18 protein-coding genes are annotated in these 20,091 nt (G+C 63.1%); 8 read left to right on the top strand and 10 right to left on the bottom strand.

What is annotated here, in order from left to right; all coding sequences use genetic code 11:
* Positions 1 to 5: 5 nt before the first annotated feature.
* The 4 genes from NKH99_RS16660 to NKH99_RS16645 all read right to left on the bottom strand — a co-directional run bounded on the left by NKH99_RS16660 (position 6) and on the right by NKH99_RS16645 (position 3,878).
* Positions 6 to 797 carry an ABC transporter permease gene (locus tag NKH99_RS16660; RefSeq protein WP_352505784.1) on the bottom strand — a complete coding sequence of 264 codons (792 nt, stop codon included), beginning with the start codon at positions 795 to 797 and terminating at the stop codon, positions 6 to 8.
* Positions 790 to 1,677, bottom strand: coding sequence for an ABC transporter permease (locus NKH99_RS16655; protein WP_352500912.1), 888 nt, complete (start codon positions 1,675 to 1,677; stop codon positions 790 to 792). The genes NKH99_RS16660 and NKH99_RS16655 overlap by 8 nt, the downstream gene beginning before the upstream one ends.
* Positions 1,674 to 2,711 (bottom strand): ABC transporter ATP-binding protein, encoded by a 1,038-nt coding sequence (locus tag NKH99_RS16650; protein WP_352501102.1) that lies wholly within the window; start codon positions 2,709 to 2,711, stop codon positions 1,674 to 1,676. Before NKH99_RS16650 ends, NKH99_RS16655 begins: the two co-directional genes overlap by 4 nt.
* Positions 2,712 to 2,837: 126 nt before the next feature.
* Positions 2,838 to 3,878, bottom strand: coding sequence for an ABC transporter substrate-binding protein (locus NKH99_RS16645; RefSeq protein ID WP_352470335.1), 1,041 nt, complete (start codon positions 3,876 to 3,878; stop codon positions 2,838 to 2,840).
* 21 nt (positions 3,879 to 3,899) lie between these two features.
* Here NKH99_RS16645 and NKH99_RS16640 point away from each other — a divergent pair, with 21 nt between their 5' ends.
* Positions 3,900 to 5,075 (top strand): LacI family DNA-binding transcriptional regulator, encoded by a 1,176-nt coding sequence (locus NKH99_RS16640; protein WP_353014741.1) that lies wholly within the window; start codon positions 3,900 to 3,902, stop codon positions 5,073 to 5,075.
* 12 nt (positions 5,076 to 5,087) lie between these two features.
* Here NKH99_RS16640 and NKH99_RS16635 read toward each other — a convergent pair whose 3' ends face one another.
* On the bottom strand, positions 5,088 to 5,672 hold the full coding sequence (locus tag NKH99_RS16635; RefSeq protein ID WP_352451959.1) for a TetR/AcrR family transcriptional regulator: 585 nt from the start codon (positions 5,670 to 5,672) through the stop codon (positions 5,088 to 5,090).
* 107 nt (positions 5,673 to 5,779) lie between these two features.
* Here NKH99_RS16635 and NKH99_RS16630 point away from each other — a divergent pair, with 107 nt between their 5' ends.
* The 3 genes from NKH99_RS16630 (at position 5,780) to NKH99_RS16620 (ending at position 8,636) form a co-directional block, all read left to right on the top strand.
* Positions 5,780 to 6,595 carry an oxidoreductase gene (locus NKH99_RS16630; RefSeq protein ID WP_353014740.1) on the top strand — a complete coding sequence of 272 codons (816 nt, stop codon included), beginning with the start codon at positions 5,780 to 5,782 and terminating at the stop codon, positions 6,593 to 6,595.
* Between the two features lie 86 nt (positions 6,596 to 6,681).
* Positions 6,682 to 7,629, top strand: a complete 948-nt coding sequence (locus NKH99_RS16625) for an alpha/beta fold hydrolase (RefSeq protein ID WP_353014739.1) — start codon at positions 6,682 to 6,684, stop codon at positions 7,627 to 7,629.
* A 5-nt stretch (positions 7,630 to 7,634) separates the two neighbouring features.
* Positions 7,635 to 8,636, top strand: coding sequence for an NADP-dependent oxidoreductase (locus NKH99_RS16620; RefSeq protein ID WP_353014738.1), 1,002 nt, complete (start codon positions 7,635 to 7,637; stop codon positions 8,634 to 8,636).
* Here NKH99_RS16620 and NKH99_RS16615 read toward each other — a convergent pair.
* Positions 8,629 to 9,558 carry a sugar kinase gene (locus tag NKH99_RS16615; RefSeq protein WP_353014736.1) on the bottom strand — a complete coding sequence of 310 codons (930 nt, stop codon included), beginning with the start codon at positions 9,556 to 9,558 and terminating at the stop codon, positions 8,629 to 8,631. The genes NKH99_RS16620 and NKH99_RS16615 overlap by 8 nt on opposite strands.
* A 157-nt stretch (positions 9,559 to 9,715) precedes the next feature.
* On the opposite strand from NKH99_RS16615, the gene NKH99_RS16610 reads away from it, so the two are divergent.
* Together NKH99_RS16610 and NKH99_RS16605 are read left to right on the top strand one after the other, a co-directional pair.
* Positions 9,716 to 10,162, top strand: coding sequence for a FixH family protein (locus tag NKH99_RS16610; RefSeq protein WP_352470464.1), 447 nt, complete (start codon positions 9,716 to 9,718; stop codon positions 10,160 to 10,162).
* Between the two features lie 7 nt (positions 10,163 to 10,169).
* Complete coding sequence (locus tag NKH99_RS16605) at positions 10,170 to 11,369, top strand: cytochrome-c peroxidase (RefSeq protein WP_352816925.1); 1,200 nt, start codon at positions 10,170 to 10,172, stop codon at positions 11,367 to 11,369.
* 24 nt (positions 11,370 to 11,393) lie between these two features.
* Here the strand turns inward: NKH99_RS16605 and NKH99_RS16600 are convergent, their stop codons facing one another.
* Positions 11,394 to 11,846, bottom strand: a complete 453-nt coding sequence (locus tag NKH99_RS16600; RefSeq protein WP_023676441.1) for an Lrp/AsnC family transcriptional regulator — start codon at positions 11,844 to 11,846, stop codon at positions 11,394 to 11,396.
* Between the two features lie 162 nt (positions 11,847 to 12,008).
* On the opposite strand from NKH99_RS16600, the gene putA reads away from it, so the two are divergent.
* Positions 12,009 to 15,620: a bifunctional proline dehydrogenase/L-glutamate gamma-semialdehyde dehydrogenase PutA gene (gene putA / locus NKH99_RS16595; RefSeq protein ID WP_353014735.1), complete on the top strand. Its 3,612-nt coding sequence runs from the start codon at positions 12,009 to 12,011 to the stop codon at positions 15,618 to 15,620.
* A gap of 69 nt (positions 15,621 to 15,689) precedes the next feature.
* Here putA and NKH99_RS16590 read toward each other — a convergent pair whose 3' ends face one another.
* Genes NKH99_RS16590 through NKH99_RS16580 form a run of 3 tightly spaced genes read right to left on the bottom strand, consistent with a single transcriptional unit; the run spans position 15,690 to position 19,675 of the window.
* Positions 15,690 to 16,988: a TonB family protein gene (locus NKH99_RS16590; RefSeq protein ID WP_353014734.1), complete on the bottom strand. Its 1,299-nt coding sequence runs from the start codon at positions 16,986 to 16,988 to the stop codon at positions 15,690 to 15,692.
* 36 nt (positions 16,989 to 17,024) lie between these two features.
* The gene (locus tag NKH99_RS16585) at positions 17,025 to 17,456 is read right to left on the bottom strand and encodes a hypothetical protein (RefSeq protein ID WP_353014772.1); all 432 of its coding nucleotides are present in this window, start codon (positions 17,454 to 17,456) and stop codon (positions 17,025 to 17,027) included.
* A gap of 5 nt (positions 17,457 to 17,461) precedes the next feature.
* Positions 17,462 to 19,675 (bottom strand): TonB-dependent hemoglobin/transferrin/lactoferrin family receptor, encoded by a 2,214-nt coding sequence (locus NKH99_RS16580; protein WP_502900066.1) that lies wholly within the window; start codon positions 19,673 to 19,675, stop codon positions 17,462 to 17,464.
* Positions 19,676 to 19,876: 201 nt separating this feature from the next.
* Here NKH99_RS16580 and hemP point away from each other — a divergent pair, with 201 nt between their 5' ends.
* A complete protein-coding gene (gene hemP / locus NKH99_RS16575) occupies positions 19,877 to 20,083 on the top strand; it encodes a hemin uptake protein HemP (RefSeq protein WP_352451949.1) in 207 nt (68 codons plus the stop codon).
* Positions 20,084 to 20,091 lie beyond the last annotated feature (8 nt).

Raw genomic sequence — 20,091 nt, 5'->3', positions numbered from 1 at the left:
CTCGGTCAGGATTTTTGGCGAAGGGTCACAATCAGGACCACGGCCACGACGATGACGGTCCACAATGTCGAGATCGCCGCAATGGTCGGATCGATCTGATCGCGCAGCGACAGGAACATAAGCTTCGGCATCGTGCTGTTGCGACCACTTGCGATGAAGATCGAAATCACCGACTCGTCGAGCGAAGTCAGGAACGCCATCAATGTCGCTGACAGCAAGCTGATCCGAAGTTGCGGAACGATGATTCCGCCAATGGACCTGGCCCAGTTTGCACCGAGGCTGCGCGCCGCCTGAACCTGGTTCCAGTCAAAGCGGGCGAGAGCGGGTAGCAACACAATGCAGGCGACCGGAACGGCCAGCACCACATGTCCGACCAGCACACCGAATAGCGTTCCGATCAGATGTTGTGCGGCCAACACAAAGAAGAGACCGATCGCAAGCAGGATACCTGGGGTGATCGAGGGGGTCAGCAGGACGCTCTGGATGGCCGTAGCGGTCTTTCCGCCCAGCCGATTCATTGAAATGCAGGCGAGCAGCGCGAAGGGTACCGCGATCAACGCCGTCAACGTCCCAAGGATCAAACTCGTTCTCAGCGCGGCCATCCACGTTGCCGAGCCGAAGAAGTTCTCGTACCAGCGCAACGAGTAGGCGTGCGGCGGAAACTCGAGGAGATTCGACGCCGAAAAGGAAAGCGGCACCACCACGAGCGTCGGCAGCATCAGAAATGCCATGACAAGAGCGGCAAAGCTCCAGAGCAAAATGCGGGCGAGCCTGTTTTGCGGATAGGCTTCAAGCATGGGAGGCTTCCACGGTGTTCTGGGCCACCAGACGGCGTGCCGCCAGCAACATCACACCGATCAGCGCCATAAGAACGAGGAGCAGAATGCCCAGGACGCTTGCCGACCCCCAGTCCTGAAAGGTCGATAGTGTACGCTCGATCCGGGTAGAGAGCGGATTTACCTTGCCGCCGCCAAGCACCGCCGGCGTGATGAAAAAACCTATGGCGTAGATGAGGACGATGATCGAACCCGAGAAGATGCCGCCCGCCGAAAGCGGCATAATGACTGTGCGGATGACCTGCCTGAGAGTGGCTCCCATGCTCGCAGCCGCGCGAATGAGATTTGGGTCGATATCGCGCATCGCAGCATAAACAGGCAGCAGAAAAAGTGGCAGCATGTAGTGCACCATGCCGATGAGCGTTCCCGTGAAGTTGTAGACCAGCGGCAATGGCTCCGCCGTCAGGCCTGAACCGGTCAAAGCCGCGTTGATCAGGCCGTCGCGCCGCAAGAGCACGAGCCAACCATAGGTACGCACCAGAATAGAGGTCCACAGCGGCAGCATGACGAACGCCATGAGCACGTTGGCCAACCTTGGTCTGACGCTGGCGAGCGCCAGCGCCAGAGGAGTGCCGAGGAGAATGCAGCCCGCCAGCGTACCCAAGGACAGTTCGAGGGTCGTGACGAGCGCCGACCACGTCAGTCCGCTCGAAAGGACCTTCTGGTAGTTGCCGACGGTGTACTCACCTGCGGTGGTCAGGAAGGATTGCCGGATGATCCAAAGGATGGGCAGTATCGCCGCCAGTCCAACGATGAACAGCGCCGGGAGCGAAAGTGAAAGAAAAAACCGCCGCTCGCGCCGCGCATCCGCCGCGAGCGCCGGGTCCCGGAGGACGATCACGCCATCGCTCCCGGTATCGCGTGAACCTTCGCTGCCGGTGCATATGCGGTCATCCGCTGACCGGCGGCAAGCTCGGCGCAGCCGCCGGCCAGCGCTGCCGGAATGCAGACAAGAACCTCTTGCCCGCCGTCAAGCGCCAGCGTCAAAAGCCAGTTCTCGCCGCGGAACGCTTTGGCGCGCAGTATTCCTTCGAGAGCCACTCCGTCTCCCCCGACGAGCTTCGCATCAAGATGGAAGCTTTCGGCGCGGATCATCAGGGTTTCGCGTGATGCTTCGGCGCCGTCGATTCTGCGCGCTGAGCCCGGGGCCACAATGTTGGCCTCGCCCATGAACTCCGCGACGAAGCGGGTCGATGGACGATCATAAATCCGCTGCGGCGTATCTATCTGCTGGATGCGGCCAGAATTCATCACCGCAATCCTGTCAGACATAATCAGCGCTTCGCGCTGGTCGTGGGTTACATAGATCGTGGTGATCCGTAGATGATCATGCAGACGCCGGATCTCATACTGCATGGTCTCGCGCAGGTTCTTGTCGAGCGCCGACAGCGGCTCGTCCATCAACATCACGCGCGGTTCGAAGACGATAGCCCGCGCCAATGCCACCCGTTGACGTTGGCCGCCGGATAGTGCGGCAATATTGCGCTCCGCCAGACCATCCAGCTTCACGCGGGCCAAGGTATCAAGCGCCCGCTGACGCGCCTCCGCTCTCGGTACCTTGCGCAGCACCAGCGGATACGCGACGTTCGCCAGGACATTCATGTGGGGAAACAAGGCGTAATTCTGGAATACTATGCCGATGTCTCGTTTGTTGGGCGGCAGGCGGGTGATGTCTCGATCGCCCAAGAAAAGTTTACCGGAATCCGGCCGGACAAAACCAGCCAGAGCCATGAGTAACGTGGTCTTGCCCGATCCCGATGGCCCTAGCAGCGTGAGGAATTCGCCAGCCTGAATGTCGAGCGAAACATCATCCAGTGCGACGTAGGACCCATAAGCCTTGTGCACGCTTTCGACGGTGATCGCGAGCGACTTCATCATGTGCTCCAGCCTTAAAGCGCGTCGCGTTCGACTGGCTTCACGCGACGCGCTTTAGGTTTCTTGTTTTCATGCATGTCGTTGTCGCGCTGCACATTTTTGCGCGACATGCGTCAGAGCTGAGAGTCAGCGAGCCATCATTTCATCGAAGGCTCTTTGGGCAGCCTCGCCATTCTTGACCCACCATTCTGAATTGGAAAACACCGAAGTGCCAGCATTTTCAGGCGCGGTCGCAAGGGTCTTCAGACGGTCCTCGGGAATAAGGCCACCCTCATATGCCGCAGGATTGACTGGGCCGTAGGCAATGAAATCGGTCAGCTTGGCAACCCGCGCGGGCTGCGTCATCGCTGCGATGAGCTTCATCGCGGCTTCCTTGTTCGGCGCTCCCTTCGGCACCCCAAGACAGTCCGTGCCGATGACCGAACCCTTGAACGTGTAGTCAGCCGCGCCGCCATCTGCTTTCACGGTTTGGGCGCGTCCGTTCCAGGTAATGACCAAATCCGCCTCGCCGTCTTTCAGCAACTGCGCCGACTGGGCGCCCGAGGTCCACCACACGGCGACATCTGGTTTGATCGCTTCAAGCCGCTTGATGGCGCGCTCTAGCCCTTCCGGGGTGCTGAGCACGGAATAGACGTCCGCCGGTGCCACGCCATCGGAGAGAAGCGCGATCTCGATCGAGTCTTGCGCATTGGCGCGCAACGCGCGACGGCCAGAAAATTTGGCAACATCCCAGAATTCCGCCCACGTCTTCGGCGGGTTCTCGCCATAGGTCTTGGTGTTCCACGACATGACGGTGCCATAGGAGTCAAACGGATAGCAGTAGTCGGACTTCGCACCCTCCGGCACGGATTTCGGATCGATGATCTTGTAGTCGAGTGGCTCCAGCAGCGATTGTGCGGCCGCCTGGGCACCTTCCGGTGAGCCCAGGTGAATGACGTCGGTCGTGACCGCACCCGAGGTGACCTGCATCTTCAAGGCGGCCAGGCCGTCGCTTAGGGTCTCCTCGCGGACATCATAGCCAAGCTCTTTTGCAGCAGGGGCCCACATGGCCTCCTTCATGGCGTTGCCATAGTCGCCACCCGCGGTCGTGATTGTGACCGTCTGCGCATGCACGGGCAGGGCAGCCGAGATTGCGAATGCTGTTAAGGAAATGCGTAGCCAGGACATAGGTTCTCCTCCCCAACTTTTATGGAATATCGCTTGAAAGAGCCATTATTTTGTAATCGTAACGTTACGATTGCATCTGAATGCGCCGGAGTCAAGCTGCTTCCTGCGGGAGTTTGGATTGACCGGGATGTCGAATTCGGTAACGTTATGGCGGTCAGCAAATCAGCCGGCGCTTTCGCAAATGAAGTCGGGCGAACAATGGCCAATCTAAAGCAGATCGCCGCTGAACTTTCCCTGTCGGTGACCACGGTATCCCGCGCTCTGAAGGATGGGCCGGAGGTGCAGCCCTCGACCATAGCCCGCGTCAAGGAGGCGGCCAAGCGGGTCGGCTATCTACCAAATCATCATGGTCGCGCGCTCAAAACCGGTCGAACGCAGACGCTGACGGCAGTACTCCCGATGGAAACACGAGACCATCTGTCCGATCTATTAAAGCTTCCTTTAATCGAAGGCATGACGCTGGCGGCGCGGCAAGCCGGTTATAGTCTGTCCATCTATTCCACCACTCCCGACGACGATCCCGTTGAGAGTGTGCAGCGGCAGCTTCAGGCGCACAGCGCAGACGGCCTGGTCATCACGCGCCTGGTGTCGGCTGATCCGCGCGTCAAGCTGCTGCTGGATAAACGCATGCCGTTCGTCGCGTTTGGAAGAACCGACTTGGATATCGCGTATCCTTACGTCGATGTCGACAATGAACAGATTGCCTATGAGGCGACCCGGCGGCTCATGGATAAGGGCTGTCGACGTATTGCGCTGCAACTTCTCGTTCCGGAGGACCAGGCGAGTGCCACGCGTCTTTCCGGGTATGGAAGGGCAATGGCCGAGGCTGGCATTCCGATCGACCCATCGTTGATCGGTCATGGCATGTTCACCATGGAATCGAGCGCAGGCTGGTTCGATCGCTTGCTGGCGTCATCAGATCCGCCAACGGGCTTGGCGTGCGCCAACGAACTGGGCCTTCTGGGAGCGTTGCACGCTCTCGGCAAGCGGGGTCTCACACCAGGCCGCGACGTCCACATCGTCACCCGTGACAGCACGCGGCTGGCACGCTTCCTGCCGGCAAAGATCGGAGTTCATTCCGTGGATATGGCGGGTGTTGGACGCAAACTTATCGAAGTCCTGGAGAGCCGGATCATCAATCCGCTCGGGCCGGTGGAGACAGTCTTGGTGCAAGGCAGATTCGAGCCGGCCGAATAGTCCGGGCGGCCCTCAGGAGGCCACCTCGTCTTGAACCGGCCGGATCAGCGCCTTTGCGGCAGCTGCTCCCGCCGCGAGGATACGATCCGATAATTCCGTTCCTTCCACGGCGCGCGCGAGTTGAAGCGCGCCGATGAGCGTTGCAAACATGCCCAACGCAGCGCCCTCGGGATCGTTCGTCTGCGGCAGAGCTTCAGCTATCTGGCGCACCAGGGATTGAGCGCGCTCGGCATAGAGGGCTCGCGTTTCAGGCGGCTGCCGCGCAATTTCCGGCAACAACGCGGCCGATGCGCAACCCTTTCCAGGATTGTCCCGGTGCTCGGCCGATAGATACGTCTCTATGGCCATTTCCGGACCGCCGGCGGCCAATGCTTCCTGCACTTCATGCGACTGCGCGTCCAAGGCCGCCGCCACGCTTTCGCGGACGAGCTCCGCCTTCGACTGGAAGTGCGGATAGAAGGCGCCGTTCGTCAGCCCGGCGTCGCTCATGATGGTTGCCAGCCCGGACGCCGCGATGCCGTCAGATCGAAAACGTTCGGCGGCGACCTCCATGATCCGGCTGCGTGACGCGTCTTTTCGGCCCTTTTCATAGCGCATGGTCTTTCTTTCCTGTCCTGCTATTGCATTATGCTCATAATCTGATATTACGATCATAAGTCAATTCGTGGAAATAAGCTAGACCTCTCGAACCTGGAACATCAAAAATGAATGGGAATTCTGAAAAGACCGCAATCGTGACCGGAGCCTCCTCGGGCATCGGCCGCGCCAGCGCCGAGGCCTTGGCGCGGGCGGGTTTCACTGTCTTCGGGACAAGTCGCCGCAAGACCAGTAACGGTCCGGGCGGAGTGACCATGCTGGCATGCGACGTGACCGATGATGCGGCCGTCAATGCGCTCGTTGCCAACGTGCTCGCGCAGACCGGCCGGATCGACCTCCTGGTCAACAATGCCGGTGTCGGTCTGCTAGGCGGCGCCGAGGAATCCTCGGTCGCACAGGTACAAGCCCTGTTCGACGTCAATCTGTTCGGCGTCATGCGGATGACCAATGCGGTGTTGCCGTCGATGCGGCGGCGCGGCGAAGGGCGCATCATCAATATCGGCTCGATTCTGGGACTGGTACCCGCGCCATACTCAGCTCATTACTCGGCGGTCAAGCACGCGCTCGAAGGCTATTCGGAATCGCTCGACCACGAGGTGCGCGCCTTCAACGTCCGCGTTTCCGTCATCGAGCCGGCATTCGTCCGCACCGTCTTCGACCAGAACGGCATCGAGCCGGATTCGCTGTTGAAGGAATACGATCGGGCTCGAGCCGGGTTGAAGGCGCTGCTGGGCGATGTGATGCCCAAGGCCGATCGGCCGGAAGTGGTGGCGGATGTGGTTGTCAAGGCAGCGACCGATGCCCGTCCGCGACGGCGCTATACCGCTGGCAAGGCAGCGCGCCAGGTCAGCCTGCTGCGCCGCTTTGCCCCCGCGGGGATTTTCGACAAGAGCCTGCGCAAGCAGTTCCGACTGTCGGTCTGAACAACGGCGAGCCAGAGGATTTCACGCACATGCGACTAGCAACCACAACACATTTGGCCAGGCCCTACGAAACGGAGACGCCAAGCATGACACATAGATCCAATCGGTTGCCGCGTTCACCGGCGTTGTTCCAGGACGTGCCAACGCTCTCGATCGACGTCGGCGGCACAGCCTTTGCTTACAGGGAACTCGGGCCCAGGGCGGGCGTGCCGGTGATCCTGCTCAACCATCTGGCTGCTCAGCTGGACAATTTTGATCCGCGCATCGTCGATGGCCTCGCTGCGACCCGGCGGGTAATTGCCTTCGACAATCGCGGAATCGGTGCTTCGGGTGGCAAAACTCCGTCGACCATTTCCGGCATGGCGCGGGATGCGGTCGCCTTTGTCCGGGCGCTGGGGTTCGAAGAAGTCGATCTCTTCGGCTTTTCACTCGGCGGCTTCGTGGCGCAAGAGATTGTGCTGACCGAGCCCAAGCTTGTGCGCAAACTCATCCTGGCTGGCACGGGGCCGGCCGGTGGGCAAGGCATCGACAAGGTGACGCCGCTGACGATCGTGGACATGATCAAGGGCGCGCTGACTTTTCGGGATCCGAAGTACTATCTCTTCTTCACAAGAACGCCGAATGGGCGCCGCGCCGCAAACGCATTTCTGCAACGGCTGAAAGAGCGCCGGAATAACCGGGACAAGGCGATATCGCTGAGCGCGTTCGGCGCGCAACTCAAGGCGATCAAGGCCTACGGACTCCAGGCGCCACAAGACCTGAGCACCATCCGCATTCCCACTTTGGTTGCGAATGGCGACCAGGACAGGATGGTGCCGAGCAGCAATACCTACGATCTCGCCGGGCGTATCCCGGGGGCGCATCTGGTCATCTATCCGGATGCCGGGCATGGCGGGATATTTCAGAACCACGCCGCTTTTGTCCCGAAGGTCCTGTCCTTCCTCGAGGCTGAGGCCTTGCCGCAAGGCGGCTATGCAGCTGAAAACGTTCGGCTTGTTTCGTCCCGAACAGCAACAGGCATTCTTAGAAAGTAACTGCCGTGAAGGCATTCGTTGTCGATAAGTATAACAAGAAGGGCATTCTGCGGCTGGCCGAAATGCCGGAGCCGGAGCTCCAGGACAGCGATGTCTTGGTCGAGGTCCATGCCGCAGGGGTGAACCTGCTCGATTCCAAGGTCAAAACCGGAGAATTCAAGCTCATCTTGCCCTACCGCCGGCCCTTCATCCTGGGCCACGACGTGGCTGGGAAGGTTATCCGCGTGGGATCGAAAGTCAGCAAGTTCAAGGTCGGCGACGAGATCTATGCGCGGCCGCGCGATGGCCGGATTGGGACATTCGCCGAATTCATTGCCGTGAATGAGGCCGACGTAGCCTTGAAGCCCGAGAATCTCAGTATGGAAGAGGCGGCGTCGATTCCCCTGGTCGGTCTCACCGCCTGGCAGACGCTCATCGAACGGGCAAACCTGAAGAAGGGACAGAAGGTCTTCATTCAGGCTGGTTCCGGCGGCGTCGGGACATTTGCTATTCAGTTGGCCAAGCACCTCGGCGCGACCGTTGCGACAACCGCGAGCGCGGCGAGTGCCGATCTGGTCAAAAGTCTCGGCGCCGATGTCGTCGTCGACTACAGGAAAGACGACTTGGAGAAAGTTCTGTCGGGCTACGATGTCGTCTTGAACAGCCAGGACGCCAAGACACTGGAAAAATCCCTGAGGGTGCTGAAACCGGGTGGCAAGCTCATCTCCATCTCCGGTCCACTGGATGCCGAATTTGCCAGGGAAAAGGGACTGAACTTAATGCTGAGGCTGGTGCTCAGCTTCCTGAGTCGCGGAATTCGGGCCAAAGCCAAGCGCCGCGGCGTGCAGTTTTCGTTCCTTTTCATGTGGGCGCAGGGCGATCAGCTGAGCAAAATCACCGCTCTCATCGAAGCCGGCGCGATCCGCCCGGTTGTGGATCGGGTCTTTCCATTCGAGGCGACCAATGACGCCCTGGCCTATGTCGAAACAGGACGCGCCAAGGGCAAGGTCGTCATCAAGGTCAGATAGCAGTTGCCTCGAACGCAGCCTTGAGCGTCTCGAACGGCGCCAGGGCGCCGCGCACCTGCACGACGGCGGCGGCGACGCGATGGGCGCGCAGCACCGCCTCTGCCGGGGCATGGCTGGCAAGGCGAGCGGCGAGGTAGGCGCCGTTGAAGGAGTCGCCGGCGCCGGTGGTGTCGACCGGGGTGGCGACGTGCACCGCCGGAACCGATTGCAAGGTTCCGTTTTGCGCGATCAGCGCCGGTTCCTCACCGTTCTTGATGACGACTTCGCCGGCCAGCTTTCGCAGCCGTTCGGCTGTTTTCTGCGGTGTCGTATCACCAAACAGCATCTGCTCGTCGGGAAAGGTCGGGAGCGCGATGTCGGCGACGGCGAGTGCCTCGAGGATCGCGGCCTGCGCGTCCTCGCGCCGGCGCCACAGCCGCGGCCGGTAATTGGGATCGAAGGCAATCAGCGAGCCGGCGGCGCGCGCCGTGGCCACGGCCGTCAGCAGTACCTTGCGTGGAGCCTCGTCGAGAATTGCCAAAGTTATACCGGAAAAATAGACAAGCGCCTGGTTTTCAAGGCTTTTCTGCAAAGCGGCTGGGTCCGAAGCCAACTGCCTTGCGGCCGCATCGGCCCGCCAATAGGTGAAAGAACGTTCGGCGCCGATCAGCGTGATCGCATAGAGGCCGGGGCGGGCGCCCGCTATCACCGGGCTGGCGCCGATGCCGATGCCGCTCTCGGCCAGGAACTTGATCTGGTCGCGCGAGAACGGGTCGTCGCCGAAGGCCGACACATAGGTCGCCGGCCGCTCGCCGCTCAAGGCATGCAGCGCCCATAACGTGTTGAACGTGTCGCCGGCAAAGCCCATGCGCCAGTTCGGCCCGGCCTGGCCCGAAAGCTCTAGCATGCACTCGCCGATCGAGGCGATGCCGTTTCCTGCCATGAAGCACTCCTCCATCCTGCAATTGCGGTGCTGTAGCTTTTTGCAGCCGGCAGCGCCATGCTTGGCGACGGCGGATTCTTGCACTGGGCGCGACTTCCCACAGGGGCGTGGGACGCGATCTGCCCAGCGAAACGTTATCCGCAGAACAGGAATGGGTTTGGCATCGTTATGGCGTTATCTTCTTGGAGGCCTCGGCCTGGCTGCCTTGCTCGCCGGCGTGCTGGCAATCGTCTATCTGACGGCGCCGCATGCACCCCAACCAAGTTCGGACGTCGGCCGTTCCAAGACGACGGCGAACAAGCTGTTCGTGGCGACTTTCGAGCCCGAGAAAGGCGTCATCCGGCAGGGCGAACTGGAATCCTGGCTGCTGACGCTGAAAACCGTCGAAGGTGCGCCGGTGGAAGGTGCTGCGATAACGATTTCCGGCGGCATGCCGCAGCACAAGCACGGTCTGCCGACCAGCCCCCAGGCGACCGATTACCTCGGCGCGGGGCGCTATCGCATCGACGGCGTGAAATTCACGATGAGCGGGTGGTGGCAATTGCATTTTGCCATTTCCGCTGCGGCCGGTTCGGACACTGTCGTCTTCAATGTGGTGCTGTGAGCCACTGATGAGCCGGTTTCCCAGTCTTCTCGCGTTGGTGGTGGTGGCCCTGCTTGCCGGCTGCGGCAGACCGGAGTTTTCCGATGCCGAAAAGCAGACCATCGCCTCGCTGGCACTATCCAAGCTGCCGCCGCTGAAGCCCGACACCACCAATCGCTTCGCCGATGTGCCGGCCGCCGCGGCACTCGGCTCGACGCTGTTCTTCGACACCGGGATGAGCGGCGACGGCACGGTATCGTGCTCGACCTGCCACAAGATCGACCGCCAATTCCAGGACGACTTGCCGCAAGCGGTCGCCGTCGGCCGCACCAACCGTCGTACCATGCCGTTGGCCGGCGTCGCGCATGATCCCTGGTTCTTCTGGGACGGGCGGCGCGACAGCCTGTGGGCGCAAGCGCTGACACCGCTCGAAAATCCGCTGGAGCAGGCCGGCAACCGCGCCGCCTTCGCGCATTACATCAAGGCCCGCTTCGGCGAGCGCTACGAGCGCATCTTCGGGCCGCTGCCGGACCTTTCGGGCGTGCCGGCCAATGCCGGCCCGCTCGGCACCGATGCCGAGAAGGCGGCCTGGAACGCCATGCCCGCCAGTCAAGCCGAGGAGGTCAACCGCGTCTTTGCCAACATCGGCAAGGCGATCGCCGCCTTCGAGCGCTCGATCGCGCCGCCGCAGACACGCTTCGACCGCTTCGCCATCGACCTGGCTGCGGGCGCCGAGCCGAAAGGCGACGCCGCCTTTTCGCCGGAGGAAATCCTCGGCCTGAAGCTGTTCATCGGCAAGGCCAATTGCGTGACCTGCCACAATGGCCCGCGTTTTACCGACGGCAGCTTCCACAACACCGGCGTGCCGCCGGTCGCGGGCCTGCCGCCGGATCGCGGCCGCGTCGACGCGGTGGCGCAGGTCGAGGCCGATCCGTTCAACTGTTTCGGCGCCTTTCGCGACGGCGATGCCAGCGCCTGCCGCGAGTTGCGCTTCATGGTCAAGACCGGGCCGGAACTCGTCCGCGCCTACAAGACGCCGTCGCTGCGGGGTGCCGCCACCCGGCCGCCCTACATGCACGCCGGGCAGTTTTCCTCCCTCGACGAGGTGGTGGCGCATTATTCGAAGGCACCGGCAAGCGTCGAGGGCACATCCGAGATCCACCCGCTGCAGCTTTCGGACCGCGAACGCGCGGCGCTGGTGGCGTTTTTGAAGACACTGGCGGAGTGAGGGCGGGACAACAACAGCGCTCTCCTACCGATCCTTCACCGTCTCCATCGCGACAAACGTCGAGGTCTGGGCAACGTGCGGCAGGGCGGAGATACGCTCGCCGAGTACGCGGCGGTAGGCGGCGATGTCGGTGGTGCGGACCTTCAGCAGATAGTCGAAGCTCGATGCCATCATGTGGCACTGCTCGATCTCCGGCACCGCCTGCACGGCGCGGTTGAAGGCGTCGAGCGCGGCCGAGCGGGTGTCGGACAGTTTCACCTGGACGAAGGCGACATGGCCTTCGCCCATGCGCTCACGGTCGATGATCGCCTGGTAGCCCCTGATGAAGCCGTCCTTCTCCAGCCGTTTGACTCGTGCCTGCACCGGCGTCTTCGACAGGCCGACTTTCGCCGCCAGTTCCGACATGGAAAGCCGGCCATTGCTGCCCAGAGCCGACAGGATGTTCCTGTCGATGCGGTCCAATTGGTCTTCCGTCACTGAATTCCTGGTCGAATTGGAGGTGATCAGTCCTAATGATAGATCGATCGATCTGTTCTGTCGACTTCTTTGGACCGACTGCAATCCCTACTTATGTTAGCTTGCGCCGTTCGGTCCGGCGACCGTCGGCCCGCTCCCTTATGCTCGCTCTACAGGACCGCCATGCCAGCGCTCGATACCATCCGCCAGCAGATCCGTGCCAATTATTTGCCCGACGAAGACCAGGCGGTGAAGCGGCTGGCCGAGGCGGCCGGGCTGTCCGCGCAAGACCGCAAGGCGATTTCGGCGCGTGCCGCCGATCTGGTGCGGGCGGTGCGCGGCTCGTCCGATCCGCGGCTGATGGAGGTGTTCCTGTCCGCCTATGGCCTGTCGACCAAGGAGGGCGTGGCGCTGATGTGCCTGGCCGAGGCGCTGCTGCGGGTGCCAGACACCGAGACGATGGACGACCTTATCGCCGACAAGATCGCGCCGCACGACTGGTCGGCGCATGCGGGCGGCTCGAGCTCGATCTTCATCAATGCGTCGACCTGGGCGCTGATGCTGACCGGCCGCGTGCTCGACGAGGGCGAGGGCGGCATCGAAGGCACGCTGCGCGCCATGGTGCGCCGGCTTGGCGAGCCGGTCATCCGCAAGGCCGTCGCCGCCGCCATGCGCGAAATGGGCGAGCAGTTCGTGCTCGGCCGCACCATTGCCGAGGCGGTCAGGCGCGGCCGACCGATGACGCAGAAGGGCTATCTCTATTCTTTCGACATGCTGGGCGAGGCGGCCCGCACCGAGGCCGACGCGCTGCGCTACCTCAAGGCATATGCCGATGCCATCTCTTCGCTCGATGCCGGCGCCAACGGCCCCGACATCCGCCAGAACCACGGCATCTCGGTAAAACTGTCTGCGCTGCATCCGCGTTATGAAGTGACGCAGAAGGAAAAGATGCTGCCCGTCATGGCCGAGCGGCTGTTGTCGCTGGCGCTGGCGGCGCGCCATTCGCGCATGGGCCTCAACATCGACGCCGAGGAAGCCGACCGCCTCGATTTGTCGCTCGACGTCATCGAGCGGGTGCTGGCCGAACCGGAGCTTGCCGGCTGGAACGGTTTTGGCGTCGTCGTGCAGGCCTATGGCCCGCGCGCGGCCTTCGTCATCGACTGGCTCTACGAGCTGGCGAGGAAATACGACCGCAGCATCATGGTGCGGCTGGTCAAGGGTGCCTATTGGGACACCGAGATCAAGCGGGCGCAGACGCTCGGGCTCGACGGCTATCCGGTTTTTACCCGCAAGGCCAACACCGACGTCTCCTACCTGGCCTGCGCCAAGAAGCTGTTGGCGATGACCGACCGCATCTATCCGCAATTCGCCACCCACAACGCCCACACCGTCGCCGCGATTCTGTCGATGACGACGGAGCGCGATACGTTCGAGTTCCAGCGGCTGCATGGCATGGGCGAGGCGCTGCATGAGACGGTGCGGCGGGCCGAAGGCACGCGCTGCCGCATCTATGCGCCGGTCGGTGCTCATTCCGACCTGCTCGCCTATCTGGTCCGCCGGCTGCTCGAAAACGGCGCCAATTCCTCCTTTGTCCACCAGCTCACCGACGAGGAAGTCGAGCCCGAGGACATTGCCCGCGACCCGCTCGAAACGGTGGAGAAACAAGGTCCCGCCGCCAATCCAGCGATCGTGCCGCCGTCGGCGATCTTCGGTCCCGGCCGGCGCAACTCCAAGGGTTTCGATATCACCGACACGCTGACGCTGGCTGCGATCGACAAGGCGAGGGCCGAGTTCGCCGGGCCGGAGCGCTGGCACGCCAAGCCGGTCAGCCGCGCTGCCGGCTACGGCAAGCAGCGTCCGGTGGTCAATCCTGCGAAACCTTCGGAAGTGGTCGGCACGGTCAGCGAGGCCGGCGCCAAGCAGGTCGAGACCGCCGTGCGCATCGCCGTCGAGGCACAACCGGCATGGGCAAGACGGCCGGTCGCCGAGCGCGCTGCCATCCTCAACCGGGCGGCCGATCTCTACGAAGCAAACGCCGTCGAGTTCTTTGCACTCTCCGCCCGCGAGGCCGGCAAATCGCTCGCCGACGGCGTCGCCGAAGTGCGCGAGGCGGTCGATTTCCTGCGCTACTATGCGGCTGAGGCCGCCAATGCCGAGGCGGGCACCGAGGCGCGCGGCGCCATCGCCTGCATCTCGCCGTGGAATTTTCCGCTCGCCATCTTCACCGGGCAGATCGCGGCGGCACTCGTCACCGGTAATTCGGTGATCGCCAAGCCGGCCGAACAGACGCCGCTGATCGCCTTCCGCGCTGTCCAGTTGCTGCGCGAGGCCGGCGTGCCGGAGGATGTCATCCAGCTTCTGCCCGGCGACGGCCCCTCGGTCGGCGGCCCGCTGACCGCTGACCCGCGCATTGCCGGCGTCTGCTTCACCGGCTCGACCGAGGTCGCCAAGCTGATCGAAAAGCAGCTCGCCGACACCGCCGCGCCCGACGCCATGCTGATCGCCGAGACCGGCGGCCTGAACGCCATGATTGTCGATTCCACTGCGCTGCCCGAACAGGCGGTGCGCGACATCCTGGCCTCCGCCTTCCAGAGTGCCGGCCAGCGCTGCTCGGCATTGCGCATTCTCTACGTGCAGAAGGACGTCGAGAAGAAGATGCTTGAGATGCTGAAAGGCGCGATGGAAGCGCTCAGCCTCGGCGACCCGTGGCGGATATCGACCGATGTCGGTCCGGTCATCGATGACGAGGCGCAAGCGTCGATCCGTGACTATTGCACCAAAATGGGCCTGCAGGGCCGGCTGATCGCCAAGCTCGAAGCGCCGAAGGACGGCCGCTTCGTTGCGCCGCACGTCTTTCGGGTCAAGGGCATCGAGGAGTTGGAGCGCGAGGTGTTCGGGCCGGTGCTGCATGTCGCCACCTTCGATGCCGACGAGATTGATGCGGTGATCGCGGCGATCAACCGCAAGGGCTATGGCCTGACCTTCGGCCTGCACACCCGCATCGAAGGCCGCGCCCAGCATTTCGTCGATGGCATCCATGCCGGCAACATCTACGTCAACCGCAACCAGATCGGCGCCGTCGTCGGCGCGCAGCCGTTCGGCGGCGAGAGCCTTTCCGGCACCGGGCCGAAGGCCGGCGGCCCACATTATCTTCGACGCTTCCGCAAGGGACCGGAGGCCGGCACCCATCTTGCCGAAGGCCGCAAGGTGACTGCGACCGAGCTCGCCGACAATCTGCCGGACCCGGCGCTTGGCGGCTGGTCGACGCGTCCGGATCGTGTCGCCATCCTGAGGAAACATCTGCGCGGCAAGGGTGCCGCCGCCATCGGCACCGCCGCCGCCATCGATTTCGGCCAGGTCGACCTGCCCGGGCCGACCGGCGAGGCCAACACGCTGTCGCTGTCGCCGCGCGGGCGCGTGCTGTGCCTCGGTCCCGACGCGGATACGCTGCTTGCGCAGACGATCCAGGCGCTGGCCGCCGGCAATGCCGTGCTCGCCGTCGCCCCCGGCGCGCCGGCGGCGCTATCGGCGCTGACCGGCAAGGGCCTGCCGCTGGCGGCGATCGACGGCCGGCCGGACCCGGTCGAAGCGCGCTCGCTGCGCGTCGATGTCGTTGCCTTTTCCGGCACGCCCGAGGCCGCGCGCATCGTGCGCAAGGTCATCGCCGAGCGCGCCGGCCCGATCGTGCCGCTGGTCAGCGAAGTCTATTATCCGGCCGCCTACGCCCACGAGCGCGCCGTCTGCGTCGACACCACGGCGGCGGGCGGCAATGCCAGCCTGCTGGCCGCTGCGTAGGTTTCGCCAGGGTTCGCGTATCGCGGGGCAGGGGCGGCGCCGACTTTGGTATCCACATGAGGACGATCGTTACCTGATAGCGAGCGGAACTTCGAACTGCCAGGCCGAGCGACCGGCTCCTTCCGGAATGGGAGGAAACGGAGAAGCCCGGCGGACTGCGTCGAGTGCGGCTTTGTCCAGCGCGGCAACACCCGAACTGCCCGTCAGCCTAGCCGACCGGACGCTGCCGTTCGAGCCGACGGTAAAGGCAACGGTTGCTGTGCCGGTGGCGCGTGTGCGTGTCGAATTGAAGGCCCGCACCAGTTTTGATCTGATCTTGCCGGGATAGTTCGTGACGGCTGCATTGCCGATGCCTGATTTGCCGCCTCTGCTGGCGGTCAGGATCTTGCCGTCCTTCCTGCCGTCGGCCATGCCGCGCGCGACATCCGTTTCGTCACGGCCGCCGGAGCCGGCTTTTTTCTTCTTGGTGTCGGCTTTGGCCGCAGCCTTGCCCGCCTTCTTGCGCAGGGGCGGCTTTTCGGTTTCAGCCGGTTCGGCTTTTTTGACCGGCTTGTCCTTTGCGGTTGCCTTCTTCGGCCGCTTGGGCTCCGGCCTGTCCGGCTTCGGTTCTTCCGCCGCGCCGACTGTCTCGGTCGTCTGAACCGTTTCCGCCGGCGCCGGGTCGGTTGGTGCCGGTGCGCTTGTCTTGGCAGGCTCGGCCGTTTCTGCGGCGCTGACTGGCGGCGGCACGGCATTGTCGTCGGCAGGCACCAGCCTGTCGGTCGCAAGAACGTCGGGCGATGGGTCCTGGCGCGCCGGCTGGACGGGTTGGGCAGGTGCGGGCTCGGTGCGATCGGCAGGCACAGCGATTTCCGTGGCGGCCTCGTTGACCGGCTCAACCACTTCTTTGTCCGATGTCTCCGCCGCATCGGTGACCGGCTGGAGCGTCTCCTCTGCCGCGGTCGCCTGCGCCTCGACCGTTTCGACCGGCTTGGCGTCCAGCATGGTCACCATCGTCACGTTGGCCACTTCCGGATCGTCTCCGACATCGCCGGCCGCCTGCTGCGGGTCGGCGCCGAGCAGCATTTCGCTTTGCTGGTCGGCACCTTCGATGCTTGGCCGATCGTCCGGCAGCGTGAGAAAGGCCAGCGCCACGGCTACGTGGAATGCGCAAGAGCAGGCGATCGCCACCGTCCAGTTGCGGCGCCGCCGCGTCTGTCGTGCCTGCCGCAATGGCTCCGCAGGCACCGTCGGCAAGTCGCCGTCGGCATCGGCGATGTAACTGTCTTCCGGCCTGTCGCGCAGCGAAACACGCAGCGCCTCGCGCGGGATGGCGAAGTCCGGATCGTCCGGCTCCGGCGGCAGGAAACCGGCTAGTGGCCACGCCACGGCGTTTCGCGCGAATGCGGGTTCCGGTCCCAAAATTCAGACCCCGAAGGCGATGCCAGTCCTGGTCTGCGTCTTCAGCCCGCGCATGCAGGCATTCGGCTCGGCGCCGGCGCATTCCGTGGCGCTGTTGATCAACACGCGGCTGACCTTGCCGCAATCGGTGCCGGCAAGATCGAAACGCGTCACCTTGGTCTTGCCTGCCGGCAGCTCCTTGAAGTCGAGCACGGTCAGCCGGTCGACGACGCCGGCCTCGTTGAACAGCGCGATCTCGAACGCCGCCCGGGAAAGACCGGCGCCGAGATTGTTGGTGACCACGAAGGTCAGGCGGCAGCCCTTGTCGGAAGGCTGCGCGCCATTGAGCTCGAGGATCAGCGCCGGTGCTTGCTGTTGTGTCCACGCTGGAGCCGCCGCAAGCGACATTGCCAGCGCCGCGGCGAACAGACGAAGGGGTGCTGTCACGCCTTGCATCATCGTCAGCCTCCAAACCTCATCGTTGCCGCCAGCTTCAGGGTGACGCCGGGCTCGTAGACGACGCTCGTCGTCGATGCGTTCAGCGGGTTGGCGTATTTGACGTCGAACAGATTGTCGGCGCGGAAATCGACCTTGAAATTGTCGGTCGCCTGGTAGCTGGCGAAGGCATTGACCAGCGTGTAGTCCCTGGCCACCGGGTTGCCCTGCGGCTTGCCGTTGTATTGCACCTCGCCGCCGACGGTCAGCCTGTCCTCGAGGAAGCGAAAGCCGAGTTGCCCGGTGACCTGGGAGGAAGGGATGGTGACAAGGTCCGCCCGTTCGCCTTCATAGGAAATCGTATGGCCGTCGGTGAACGACGCCGAAAGCCCGGCAAAGCCCCAGGCGGCATCATAGACGCCCTCCATCTCGAAACCGTGGATCTTGGCCTTGGCGAAGTTCTGATACTGGAAGCAGATCGGGATGCCCGGGCCGAACGGGCAGCCGCTGGTCGGGTCGAACGGCGAGAGCGTCACGCCGTCTATGTAATCGTCGACGTTGTTGTTGAAATAGGCCGCCTTCAGCCGCAGCGCGTCATCAGCCTCAATGACGCCGTTGGTGCTGTAATTGACGCCAAACTCCACGGTCTTGCCGGTTTCGGGCTTGAGATTGGGATTGGGGAGGAACGGGAAGCTGACGCCGGCTGGATGGTTGCCGCTGATCAGGGTCTCCGACAGCGACGGAGAACGATAGCCTTCAGCGTAGGTGCCGTAGAATTGCAGCCCGGAAAGGCTGGCGCTCTCGAAGGGCGAAATGCCCACTGTGATGCGTGGCGACAGCCGGTCGCCAGAGGTTTCGCCGACATCGCTGTCAAGCTTGTAGCTGTCGTAGCGCAGCCCGGCGATGATCTCGAGCCGGTCCCAGGTGAGCTTGTCCTGAACGTAAGCGCCGGAGACGTTCCTGTTGCCCGAGGGCGTATAGAAGCTGTCGCCGCCAGCCGTGCCGCCTGTCTCGACATCGTCGCCAACCCAGTCGCCGCCATAGGTCAGCTCATGCGCAATGCCGACGGTCTCGAATCTCGACGTGTTCCAAATGTCTATGCCGGAGGTGCCGATGTCGAACGTCGATTTCGAACCCGCCGGCAAAACCACGGGCAGACCGGTGACCGGATCAAACCGGTTTTGCGCCACAAGGGTCGTCAGATCGAGCTTGGTCTTGTTGTAGGATGCGTTAATGTGGAGGTCGAGCCAGCTCTTGTCTTCGTCGGTGATGTTGTAGCGGGCCGTGAACGTATTCGCCTTCAGGTCGGCGTCGTTCACCGGCGCGCTGCCGCTGGTCTCGGTCCATCCGTCGTTCGAGCCGATCCAGCCCAGCTTCAGCTCGCTGTTTTCGCTGGGGCGGATGGTCGTCTTGAGGAGGCCGCTCAAGACGTCGAAGCCAGTGCCCGCCACAGTGTCGCCGCCGCCATGCTTGTAGTCGTCATAGTCGCGGTAGACGATATTGCCGAGCACGTCCCAGTTCTCGTTGATCCGATAGGCGCCGGTGGCGCTGGTGGTCCAGCCTTCGCCGTTGGTTTCGTAGCGCCCGGTCGCGGATGCCGCCCAGGTCTCGTCGGGCTTGAGGAAATCCTGCGCATCCTTGGTGTCGAAAAATACGACGCCGCCGATCGCCCCGGAGCCATAGGTGTTGGCGACCGGACCGCGGATCACATCGACGGATTTGATCAATTCGGGATCGATGTAGAAGGTCGATTGCGTGCCATGATCCGAGCGCTGGAAATTCTGGCGGGCGCCGTCGACGATGACGGAGACGCGGCCGAAGTCCTGCAGGCCGCGGATGTTGATGCTGGAACTGACACGCCTTGTGTCGGCCTGGACGGCGACACCCGGCACACCGAACAGCATTTCGTTGGGCGTCGTCGCCATGCGGCGCTCGAGCTGTTCCTCGTCGACATGGCTGGCTGAAGCAAGCGACTCGATCGCCGTCTCGCCGGTACGGCTGAGGATCAGGATCTTGTCGAGCAGTGTGGTACCCGCCGGGGCCGGCTTTACCTTTTCGGGCTGTTGAGACGGGTCAGTCTGCTGCTGGTCGGCTGCCGGTTGGGCGGCCTGCTGGGCGTCGGCCGGTGTGGCAAGCAGCGGGATCGCCGCCGCGCCGGCCAGCAACGCGGCCATTTTGCTTGTCATAGAACAATGTGTCAGGCCGCTGCCCGCCAGCCGTCCCCAATTCGCCAACCCCATGCTGCAGCTCCAAGAATCCATGTTCGATGCTGGCTGGCTTGGGGCTCGCTGGCATTTTTCATCGTGTCCGGCGTCTTAAATGTTGACTCATTTACTCCGGTATTGCACTGCTAGATAACATGATCATTCGAGTCAAGAATTGAATCGGCATTTCACGCAGGCGCCGCGCCAGATGCCCGGCACAGGAAAGGGATCGAACCAATGAACACGCACAATCCCAGCGACTTTCGCTATCGCGTCCGCCGTTCCGACGAAAATTCCGTCCGTTTCGATCGGGTCCAATCGGCCGTGAGAACGCTGTCCAGCAACACGCTGTTCCAGGGCGAGCACGAGATCGGCATCGAGCATCATGGTGCGCTGTACCGGCTGAAGATCACCCGGCAGGGCAAGCTCATCCTCAACAAGTAGGTGGTAGA

This window comes from Mesorhizobium sp. M0854 (assembly GCF_040319815.1).
Taxonomy (GTDB): domain Bacteria; phylum Pseudomonadota; class Alphaproteobacteria; order Rhizobiales; family Rhizobiaceae; genus Mesorhizobium.
The sequence above is the reverse complement of the archived record's forward strand: the minus strand, read 5'-3'. Positions and strand labels throughout refer to the sequence as shown.

Bases quoted from the DNA above. Each gene is read 5' to 3' on its own strand.
- NKH99_RS16660 (WP_352505784.1), bottom strand. From the start codon at position 797: ATGCTTGAAGCCTATCCGCAAAACAGGCTCGCCCGCATTTTGCTCTGG.
- NKH99_RS16650 (WP_352501102.1), bottom strand. From the start codon at position 2,711: ATGAAGTCGCTCGCGATCACCGTCGAAAGCGTGCACAAGGCTTATGGG.
- NKH99_RS16645 (WP_352470335.1), bottom strand. From the start codon at position 3,878: ATGTCCTGGCTACGCATTTCCTTAACAGCATTCGCAATCTCGGCTGCC.
- NKH99_RS16640 (WP_353014741.1), top strand. From the start codon at position 3,900: ATGGAATATCGCTTGAAAGAGCCATTATTTTGTAATCGTAACGTTACG.
- NKH99_RS16635 (WP_352451959.1), bottom strand. From the start codon at position 5,672: ATGCGCTATGAAAAGGGCCGAAAAGACGCGTCACGCAGCCGGATCATG.
- NKH99_RS16630 (WP_353014740.1), top strand. From the start codon at position 5,780: ATGAATGGGAATTCTGAAAAGACCGCAATCGTGACCGGAGCCTCCTCG.
- NKH99_RS16625 (WP_353014739.1), top strand. From the start codon at position 6,682: ATGACACATAGATCCAATCGGTTGCCGCGTTCACCGGCGTTGTTCCAG.
- NKH99_RS16615 (WP_353014736.1), bottom strand. From the start codon at position 9,558: ATGGCAGGAAACGGCATCGCCTCGATCGGCGAGTGCATGCTAGAGCTT.
- NKH99_RS16605 (WP_352816925.1), top strand. From the start codon at position 10,170: ATGAGCCGGTTTCCCAGTCTTCTCGCGTTGGTGGTGGTGGCCCTGCTT.
- putA (WP_353014735.1), top strand. From the start codon at position 12,009: ATGCCAGCGCTCGATACCATCCGCCAGCAGATCCGTGCCAATTATTTG.
- NKH99_RS16585 (WP_353014772.1), bottom strand. From the start codon at position 17,456: ATGCAAGGCGTGACAGCACCCCTTCGTCTGTTCGCCGCGGCGCTGGCA.
- NKH99_RS16580 (WP_502900066.1), bottom strand. From the start codon at position 19,675: ATGGGGTTGGCGAATTGGGGACGGCTGGCGGGCAGCGGCCTGACACAT.
- hemP (WP_352451949.1), top strand. From the start codon at position 19,877: ATGAACACGCACAATCCCAGCGACTTTCGCTATCGCGTCCGCCGTTCC.